Consider the following 2,994-nt stretch of genomic DNA (forward strand, 5'->3'; position numbering starts at 1 on the left):
GGCAGCCGGGCCGCGCGATCGTGCCCCGTTTCGCCTGCACCCGGCCGCGCCCCGCGCCTGCCGGCGCCGCGCCTCGGCCCGCGTGTCGGTCTGCTTGCCAGCCCCATTTCCGCTCCGTAAACTCGCGCCAGATTCCAGACCGGCGCATCCTCCGCAGCCGGCGACCGACCGACAGGAGCCCTTTTCCCCATGTCCGATTCCTACTTCCCGCGCTGGCGGGTGCAATCGACCGGCGCGGCATCGCGCGTGGTCGGCCCCGACGAGCGCCTGCCGTGGCCGCAGATGGTCGCGATGGGCGTGCAGCACGTCGTCGCGATGTTCGGCTCGACCGTGCTCGCGCCGCTGCTGATGGGCTTCGACCCGAACCTGTGCATCTTCATGTCGGGCATCGGCACGCTGCTGTTCTTCGTGCTGGTCGGCGGCCGCGTGCCGAGCTACCTCGGCTCGAGCTTCGCGTTCATCGGCCTCGTGATCGCGGTGACCGGTTACGGCGGCAGCGGCCCGAACCCGAACATCCCGGTCGCGCTCGGCGGGATCGTCGCGTGCGGCGTCGTGTACGTCGCGCTCGGCGCGCTGGTGCAGGCGATCGGCACGCGCTGGATCGAGACGCTGATGCCGCCGGTCGTGACCGGCGCGGTGGTCGCGGTGATCGGGCTCAACCTCGCGCCGATCGCGGTCAAGGGCGTGTCCGCATCGACCTTCGAATCGGTGATGGCGCTCGTCACGGTGCTGTGCGTCGGCGGCGTCGCCGTGTTCTCGCGCGGCATGGTGCAGCGCCTGCTGATCCTCGTCGGGCTCGTGATCGCCTACGCGATCTATGCGGTCGCGACCAACGGGATGGGGCTCGGCAAGCCGATCGATTTCTCGATCGTCGGGCACGCGGCCTGGTTCGGGGTGCCGAGCTTCCGCGCGCCGGTGTTCGATCCGCACGCGATGCTGATGCTCGCGCCGATCGCGGTGATCCTGGTCGCGGAGAACCTCGGCCACATCAAGGCCGTCAGCGCGATGACGGGCACCAGCCTCGATCGCTACGTGGGCCGCGCGTTCATCGGCGACGGGCTCGCGACGATCGTGTCGGGCAGCGTCGGCGGCACGGGCGTGACGACCTACGCGGAGAACATCGGCGTGATGGCCGTCACGCGGATCTACTCGACGCTCGTGTTCGCGGTCGCCGCGCTGATCGCGATCGTGCTCGGCTTCTCGCCGAAGTTCGGCGCGGTGATCCAGACGATTCCGGGCCCCGTGCTCGGCGGCGTGTCGATCGTCGTGTTCGGGCTGATCGCGGTGACGGGCGCGCGGATCTGGGTCGTCAACAAGGTCGACTTCTCCGACAACCGCAACCTGATCGTCGCGGCCGTCACGCTCGTGCTCGGCGCCGGCGACTTTTCGCTGAAGATCGGCGGCTTCGGGCTCGGCGGGATCGGCACCGCGACGTTCGGCGCGATCATCCTGTACGCGATCCTGCGCAAGGAAAAGGAACCGGGCCCGGTGGTCTGACCGGGAGCGGGCGGCGCGATGCCGCCCGCCGGCGCGGCCTCACGCGCCGGTATTCGACTGCGCCTGCAGCCACGCGCAGAACTGCGCGACGAGCGGATCGTCGGCCGGCGCGCGCGGCGCGATCCACCAGTAGCTGCGCGTCGCGATGCGCGGCCCCGCCAGCGGCATCACGAGCCGGCCGCTCGCGAGCTCGTCGTCGATCAGCGGCAACGGGCCGAGCGCGACGCCGAGCCCGTCGACGGCCGCCTGCAGCGCCAGGTAGAAGTGGTCGAACGACTGCCGCTTGCGCCCCTTCATCGTCACGCCGGCCGCCGCGAACCAGTCGCGCCAGCCTTCCGGCCGCGTATCCGAATGCAGCAGCACGTGGCGCGCGAGATCGTCCGCGCGCGCGATCGGCGCGCGTTTGAGCAGCGCGGGGCTGCAGACCGGAATCACGCTTTCGTCGAGGAAGTGGCCGCTCGTGCAGTTCGACCAGTGGCCGGGGCCGCGGCGGATCGCGACGTCGAATCCGTCGAGCGCGTCGAGCGGCGCGTTCGACGTCGACAGCTTCAGCTCGACGTTCGGCACGTCGCGCTGGAACCGCGACAGGCGCGGCAATAGCCATTTCATCGCGAAGGTCGGCAGCGCGTTGATGCGCAGCACGCGCGCCGCGCCGGTGTTGCGCAGCTGCTCGGTCGCGTGCGCGATGCTGTCGAACGCCGCGCGCACGGTGTCCAGGTAGCGGCGGCCTTCGTCGGTGAGCTTCACGCGCTTGCCGTAGCGGTGGAACACCGGCTTGCCGAGCCATGCCTCGAACCCGGCGATCTGGCGGCTGATGGCACCGTGAGTCACATGCAGCTCGTCGCCGGCGGCGCTGAAGCTTTCATGTCGTGCCGCGGCTTCAAAGGCCCGAAGCGCGGAAAAGGGCGGGAGATCGCGTGCCATGCTTGTGATTCTAGATCACAAGGGCGCGCCGATAAAATCGTTTTGCAGGCCTGCCGAACGGCGGTAACCTCGGTTCACCGTTTGATGAGGAGCCCCATGCAATCCGCCTTTCCGCCCGCCGCCCCGCCGCCGGCCGCGTCCCCCCGCCGCATCGGCCTCGCCGAGTTGTTCACCGGCTTCCTGTCGCTTGGCCTCATGTCGTTCGGCGGCGCGCTGCCGTTCGCGCGGCGCACCATCGTCGACGAGCGCAAGTGGCTTTCCGCCGACGAATTCACGGACCTGCTCGGGCTGTGCCAGTTCCTGCCGGGCGGCAACGTGATCAACCTGTCGGTGGCCGTCGGCATGCGCTTTCGCGGCGTGGCCGGCGCGTTCGCCGCCATTCTCGGGCTGATCGCGGGCCCGACGCTCGTCGTCGTCGCGCTCGGCGTGCTGTATGCGAAGACGCAGAACGATCCGCGCGTGCAGCACCTGTTCGCGGGGCTCGCCGCCGCGGCGGCCGGGCTGCTCGTCGCGATGGCCGTGAAGGTCGCGAAGCCGCTGCGGCACGCGCGCGCGGCGGCCGGCATCGCGGCG

Annotated in this window: 3 protein-coding genes; 2 read left to right on the forward strand and 1 reads right to left on the reverse strand. The window is 70.5% G+C overall.

Going from position 1 to position 2,994, the window contains the following annotated elements; genetic code table 11:
• Positions 1 to 189 precede the first annotated feature (189 nt).
• On the forward strand, positions 190 to 1,497 hold the full coding sequence (locus DPV74_RS40370; protein WP_059523034.1) for a solute carrier family 23 protein: 1,308 nt from the start codon (positions 190 to 192) through the stop codon (positions 1,495 to 1,497).
• A gap of 39 nt (positions 1,498 to 1,536) precedes the next feature.
• On the opposite strand, the gene DPV74_RS40375 is transcribed toward DPV74_RS40370, so the two are convergent.
• Positions 1,537 to 2,421 carry a transcriptional regulator GcvA gene (locus DPV74_RS40375; RefSeq protein WP_021163478.1) on the reverse strand — a complete coding sequence of 295 codons (885 nt, stop codon included), beginning with the start codon at positions 2,419 to 2,421 and terminating at the stop codon, positions 1,537 to 1,539.
• Positions 2,422 to 2,517: 96 nt separating this feature from the next.
• On the opposite strand from DPV74_RS40375, the gene DPV74_RS40380 reads away from it, so the two are divergent.
• Positions 2,518 to 2,994: chromate transporter (locus tag DPV74_RS40380; protein WP_162923303.1), on the forward strand; the 477-nt coding region annotated here is incomplete at its 3' end.

It is taken from the genome of Burkholderia sp. HAN2018 (genome assembly GCF_024704855.1).
In the GTDB taxonomy this organism is placed as follows: domain Bacteria; phylum Pseudomonadota; class Gammaproteobacteria; order Burkholderiales; family Burkholderiaceae; genus Burkholderia; species Burkholderia cepacia.

Excerpts from the sequence above, each read along its gene's own strand:
- DPV74_RS40370 (WP_059523034.1), top strand. The coding sequence starts at position 190 with ATGTCCGATTCCTACTTCCCGCGCTGGCGGGTGCAATCGACCGGCGCG.
- DPV74_RS40375 (WP_021163478.1), bottom strand. The coding sequence starts at position 2,421 with ATGGCACGCGATCTCCCGCCCTTTTCCGCGCTTCGGGCCTTTGAAGCC.